At 73.3% G+C, this 5,366-nt stretch carries 4 protein-coding genes; 2 read left to right on the top strand and 2 right to left on the bottom strand.

Annotated elements, in window-relative coordinates:
- The first annotated feature begins 210 nt into the window (after positions 1-210).
- The gene (locus tag ACFV9M_RS41695; protein WP_385079646.1) at positions 211-1,326 is read left to right on the top strand and encodes an AI-2E family transporter; all 1,116 of its coding nucleotides are present in this window, start codon (positions 211-213) and stop codon (positions 1,324-1,326) included.
- A 250-nt stretch (positions 1,327-1,576) separates the two neighbouring features.
- Here the strand turns inward: ACFV9M_RS41695 and ACFV9M_RS41690 are convergent, their stop codons facing one another.
- On the bottom strand, positions 1,577-3,637 hold the full coding sequence (locus ACFV9M_RS41690; protein WP_385079648.1) for a restriction endonuclease: 2,061 nt from the start codon (positions 3,635-3,637) through the stop codon (positions 1,577-1,579).
- A gap of 261 nt (positions 3,638-3,898) precedes the next feature.
- On the opposite strand from ACFV9M_RS41690, the gene ACFV9M_RS41685 reads away from it, so the two are divergent.
- A complete protein-coding gene (locus tag ACFV9M_RS41685; RefSeq protein WP_385079650.1) occupies positions 3,899-4,639 on the top strand; it encodes an SDR family oxidoreductase in 741 nt (246 codons plus the stop codon).
- Between the two features lie 111 nt (positions 4,640-4,750).
- Here the strand turns inward: ACFV9M_RS41685 and ACFV9M_RS41680 are convergent, their stop codons facing one another.
- The gene (locus ACFV9M_RS41680; RefSeq protein WP_385079651.1) at positions 4,751-4,930 is read right to left on the bottom strand and encodes a hypothetical protein; all 180 of its coding nucleotides are present in this window, start codon (positions 4,928-4,930) and stop codon (positions 4,751-4,753) included.
- Positions 4,931-5,366: the final 436 nt, after the last annotated feature.

Here is a 5,366-nt window from a genome sequence, read left to right as displayed (position 1 = left end):
CTCGACCTGCTCCATCGTCAACGCGTCAGCACACAGTCGTATCAACGACCACCTGATACACCCCGTCACGCCAGATGCGGTTGCAGTATTAGGGCCCTCGTGCCGGCCCAACTCGGCCCGCCCCACGGCGCTGTTGCCGCCGGAACGGCCCTACCCGGCCAGAGGACGCGCTGATCCATCTGCGCCGGGAGGCCGCATAGGGTGGCACCCATGCCTGCCCCGTTGAGTCCCGAGAGGACCCGCGCCGCGCTCCGCTCGTCCGCGCGCATATCCGTCGACCTGCTGTTGCTGCTCGTCATGCTCGCCGTCGCCCTGTGGGTCCTGGGCCGGATGTGGTCGGTGGTCTGGCCGCTCGTCGTCGGCCTGCTCATCACGACGCTGACCTGGCCCCTGGCGCGTTTCCTGCGGCGCCACGGGTGGCCTCCCGCCGTGGCCGCCTCGGCGGTGACCGTGCTGTTCCTGCTGGTCGCCGTGGGCGTCATGGCGCTGATCGCCGTCCCGGTGGCGTCCCAGTCCGGGGAGTTGACCGACGGCGTGGTCGAAGGCCTCCAGAGAGTGCGCGAGTGGGCCGCGGGGCCGCCGTTGAACATCGGCGACGACCAGATCACGAAGGCCTTCGACTCCGCGGTCGCCCGTGCCCAGGACGGCCTCGGCAGCATGGTCACCACGGTCGTCACCGGGGTGAGCACCGTGGTCAACGGTGTGGTCACCGCCGTCCTGGCGGTCTTCCTGATGTTCTTCTTCCTCAAGGACGGGCCGCGGTTCCTGCCGTGGCTGTCCCGTCAGCTGCCCGGCCGTCTCGCCACCGACGTCCCGGTCGTGGCCGAGCGCAGTTGGGAGACCCTGGGCGCGTTCGTGCGGTCCCAGGCGGTCGTCGGCCTGCTCGACGCCGTCCTGATCGGCCTCGGTCTGTGGATCCTGGACGTGCCGTTGGTGTTGCCGCTGGCGGTGCTGACCTTCGTCTCCGCGTTCGTGCCGATCGTGGGCGCCCTGTTCGCCGGGTTCGTCGCGGTGCTCATCGCCCTGGTGTCGAACGGCCCGACCGACGCGCTGATCGTGCTGGCCGTCATCGTGGTGGTGCAGCAGCTCGAGGGCAACGTGTTCCAGCCGATGATCCAGAGCCGGGGCCTCGGTCTGCACGCGGCGGTCGTCCTGCTGGCGGTGACGCTGGGCGGCAGCCTCGCCGGCATCGTGGGCAGCCTGCTCGCCGTGCCGGTCGCCGCGGTGATCGCCGTGGTCTGGAACCACGTGCGCGAGCAACTCGGCGACCCGCCGCGGGACCTGGACGCCGACGAGACGCCCACCGGCGCCGTCGTCGCGTCCTGACGGACACGCGCCGCCCGGCCCGTGCCGGTTCCGCGCCGGGCCGGATTCCGCACCGGGCCGGGCCGGATTCCGCACCGGGCCGGGCCGTGCTCCGGGCCGGGCCGGATTCCGCACCGGGCCGGGCCGTGCTCCGGGCCGGGCCGGATTCCGCACCGGGCCGGGCCGTGCTCCGGGCCGGGCCGGGCTCCGCACCGGGCCGGGCCGTGCTCCGCGTCGTCGTCGGCGTCCGCACGCGGATGCCGACGACCACCTACTCCACCTCGATGCCGTAGTCCTGGACGAGTTCCTCCAGGCCGCCCGGGTAGCCCTTGCCGCCGAGGACGAAGTCCCAGTCCCCGTTGGGCCTCCGGCGGAAGGAGCCGAGCACCAGGGCCGTCTCGCGGGGCCGTCCGTCCGATACCTCGAGCCGTCCCAGTTCCGTCATCCGCGGATCGAGGAGCCGGACGCACGCGTCGGTGAAGCCGGAGAGGTCGGCGTGCGGGTCGGCCTCCGGGTCGACGGCCGCCACGAGCACGAAGCGGTCCGCCTCGGCCGGCAGCCCGTCGAAGGACACGCAGATCGCGGCCTTGTCGGGTGCGGTGGCGGGAAGGGCGCGCACGGAGCCGTCCGGTGTCCGCGGGTTGTTGAAGAAGACGAAGTGGTCGTCGCTGAGGACCCGGTTGCCGTGGCAGACGAGGGCGCACACGTCCAGGGCGACGCTTCCGGTCCACGACATGCCCAGGACGTTGTAGTCGTCGGGCAGCCGAGTGGCCGGCTCCGGGGGTGCCGCCTGCGCGGCGGCCCGGCGACCGCCCTCGCCCAGTCGGCCGCGCAGCCCGTGACGGTGCAGCAGGTCGACGAGCTCGGGGCCCGGGACGAGTTCCAGCGGCTTGCCGTTGGCGAAGGTGTGCGAGCCGGGGCCGAACCCCGACGTCGTCACGAGGACGCCCTTGTTGGCGCCCGTGTCCTGCACGGTCCCGTACAGGTCACGCACGGCGGTCGGCGGCACCGTGGTGCGGTAGCGCTTCACCTGCACGACGATCTTGCCGCCACGGATCGGTGCCGGATCCAGTGCGTCGACGTCCACCCCGCCGTCGTTGGAGCGCTGGGTGGTCACCGCCTGCATCCCCATGGCCCGGAAGAGGTCGGCGACGAGATGCTCGAACTCGACCGGATCCATGGTGTACAGGTCCGGTTCCTCGTCGCCGCCGTGGGCGACGACCCGGTTGCCGACGTCCTGCGGCCGCCGGCCCGGCCGTACCGGCGCGAGCTGGTCGGGCCGGGCCGAGAGCTGTCCCCGCAGGGCGTCGGACAGGCAACTGCCCGCGTCCACCTGCGCGAGGTGCAGGTCACGGAACGAGGAGCGCGAAGCCATGACCGTCGCGAGGACGATGTGGCCGGGGCGTCCCGTCGTGGGGTCGTGTCCGTCGACGAACCCGTTCAACGCCACCGACTCGAGCGCCCCGAGCTCGTCCGCGGCGAACAGCTCGTGCAGGACGAGCAGCACGCACTGCGCGAGGACCTCCTTGTACAGGGCTCGACGCTGACCCACCGGCCGGGGCGTCTCCTTGTCCTGGTCCGCCCCGGACAGGTACCGAACGGATCTCACCGCGGGGACGACGCCGTACGCGGGCAGCTCCCAGTCCAGCACCAGCTGCCGGGCGGCCGGATCGTAGGCTGCCACGACCTGACGGGGGAAGCCCTCCGGCCATGCCGTCGAGGCGTAGAGAGCGGCGGAGAAGTACTCGACCACGGAATCGGGGTCCCGGCGCCTCACCCCTTCGGTCACCGCCACGATGCCGGCGTTGTGCGCACGCACCTCGGCCAGCTGGGCATCGGCCCACCGCTGGTACTCACGCCGGTACGACGCCAACTGCTGCTGTCGCCGGACCTCCGCGGCCCGGGCGGCGTTCCGGTCGCGCTCGAAGCGCGCCCGCGCCTCGGCCTGCGCCCGGTCCCGCCGGCCCGCGGTCCAGCCGATCGGCGTCTGGTACCGGTTGACGTCCGGCATGGGCACGGGCTGCGCCAACGGCCCCGGAGCGAACGGCTGGACCTCCTCGGGGCGCATGAGCGAGGAAGCCCGGAACGCCGGGGCACGGCACCCCGCGGCCAGAAGCCCTTGCAGCGACGCGACCTGCGCGTCCAGCTCCTCCGTGCGACGCAGCGCCTCGGCCTGCCGGTACTCGCGGTGACTCCGGGCGGCTCGCTGCCGGTAGGCCCGCGCCTGCTGAGCTTCTCGTCTCCGCTGTCCGGCTTCGGATTCCCTCTGGCGCTGCTGCTGCCGCTGGACCTCGGCCCACACGCCGACAAAACCAGTAGAGCGACGACTCATGTGCTGCAGGCCCTCCCCAGGACGTCGGCAGCCGAAAGGCAGTTCTGGTTGTCCCCGCAACCATGTGGCACGAGACGACTCTATCCAGTGATCGCCGTCCCGCATATCCACGCGTCGCCGCCGTCTCACCGGCCATCCCCGCAGGTCATGCAGGTCATGCAGGTCATGCAGGTCATGTGAGTCAGGGGTGGCCAGAGCCGGATCGGGCGGCCGGGCGCGTAGGCTCGCCGCGGTGATCACCAGCGGAGTCAGGAGATGGTCATGAAGCGCCTCGTCACCGTCGTCACGGGCGGCAGCCGGGGGATCGGCGCCGCGGTCTGCCGGCGGCTCGCGTCCGACGGGCACGATGTGGTGGTGGGGTACGTCCGTGACGCGGGGGCCGCGGAGGAGGTGGCCGACGCGGTGCAGGCGGCCGGTGTCCGTGCCGTCGCGGTGCGGGTCGACACCTCGGTCGAGGCCGACGTGGAGTGGCTCTTCTCCGTCGCGGAGGACCGGCTGGGGCCGGTGACGGGCCTGGTGAACAACGCCGCCGTGACCGGTCCTCTCGGGCCCCTCGTCGACGCCGGCACCGACGACCTGCGCCGCGTCGTGGACGTCGACCTGCTGGGCGTGCTGCTGTGCGCGCGGCGGGCGGCGCAGCTGATGACTCCTCGGGGCGACGGGGCGATCGTCAACATCTCCTCGGCGGCGGCGACGCTCGGCAGTCCCGGCGAGTACGTCCACTACGCGGCGACCAAGGCGGCGGTGGACGCCCTCACCGTGGGCCTGTCCAAGGAGCTCGGGCCCGACGGCATCCGCGTCAACGCGGTGGCGCCCGGCGTGATCGACACGGAGATCCACGCCGCGATGGGCGATCCGGACCGGGCCCGTCGGGCCGCCGCCTCCATCCCGCTGGGCAGGCCGGGCCAGGCCGAGGAGATCGCGGCGGCGGTGGCGTGGCTGATGTCGCCCGACGCGTCGTACACGACGGGGGCGGTGCTGAGGGTGGCCGGGGGACGGTAGGCCCGGGTCGCGAGGGGAGGTGGGGAGGGGCGGGCGGGAGGTGCCGCGAGCGGAGGTGGGGAGGGGCGGGCCGGAGGTGCGCGAGCGGGGGCGGTGGGCGGACGGCGGACGTCAGGCCGCCTCGACCACCTCGTCGCGGATCGCCGCCGCCCACTCCACCACCAGCAGCTCGTACTCGACCCGCTCCTGCGCCGACAGGGACCCACCCGCGCGCCGCCACAGGGCCCGGATCTGCTCGTTCAGCTCGGCGGCAGACCGCACGGAACCAGGGGTGGAAGATGTGGGGGACATGTGCCACAGCGTAGGCGCAAGCACTGACACTGCGCTACCGGCCGGCTACGCGGACCGTATGGGTTCGGTCACGGTCGGCCCCCGGCCGGGTGTCGGGAGCTGGGTGCCGGGTGCCCGGGGCCGGCCGGGGAGTTGGGAGCCGGGGGCTGGGTGGTGCGGAGGGGTTCCGTGTCGCTCGCTCGCGATGCCCGCCGTCGGCGGCGTGCCGCGTGCCGCGTGCCGCGTGCCGCGGGCTTCCGGAGGCACGCTACGTCGGTCACACGTCGAAGCCGCGCGAGGAGCCGACGGTGAGTCGCTTCTCGCCGTGGTCCGGCGCGCCGGCCTTCTCGTAGGGACTCTGCCGATCCCCCGTCGAGCGCGCCGGTCGCACCGCCGTCCGGTCCGGCGGACCCGTGACCGGAAACCGAGCCCGACGTTCCGTCCGGGGGCCGGGGGC

The sequence above is a fragment of the Streptomyces sp. NPDC059895 genome, assembly GCF_042731035.1.
Classification (GTDB): Bacteria; Actinomycetota; Actinomycetes; order Streptomycetales; family Streptomycetaceae; genus Streptomyces.
Note: the sequence above shows the minus strand (reverse complement) of the source record. Positions and strands in the feature narration are given on the sequence as shown.